Origin of the sequence: Corynebacterium sp. MSK195 (genome assembly GCF_030228885.1) — a bacterium.
In the GTDB taxonomy this organism is placed as follows: Bacteria; Actinomycetota; Actinomycetes; order Mycobacteriales; family Mycobacteriaceae; genus Corynebacterium.
The window spans coordinates 1-263 of sequence record NZ_JASPGT010000069.1 but is presented as its reverse complement, the minus strand read 5'-3'; the positions used below and the strand labels follow the sequence as shown (position 1 = coordinate 263).

Annotated in this window: 1 protein-coding gene; it reads right to left on the bottom strand. The window is 57.8% G+C overall.

The window, feature by feature from the left end; genetic code table 11:
- Positions 1-263: transposase (locus QP909_RS11835; RefSeq protein ID WP_284767336.1), on the bottom strand; the 263-nt coding region annotated here is incomplete at both ends.

Genomic DNA, 263 nt, shown 5'->3' with positions numbered 1-263 from the left:
ACCAACCGCCATGTAGCAAGCCTTGTTGACCACGCGGTGGCCGTCACGGATCTTGACGCGTAGCGCGTCGAGGAAGAGCACCGGGTAAAACTCGTCGAGCTGGCGGTTTTGCCAGATCATGACTTCGTCCAAGACCGCATCGGTAATGGTGCTGATCGTATCCGGGCTCATATCCACCCCAAGGGTGGTTGCGAGATGGTGCTGAATATCGCGCACGGTCATCCCACCGGCGTAGAGCGAGATAATCATGTCGTCGAGCTCTG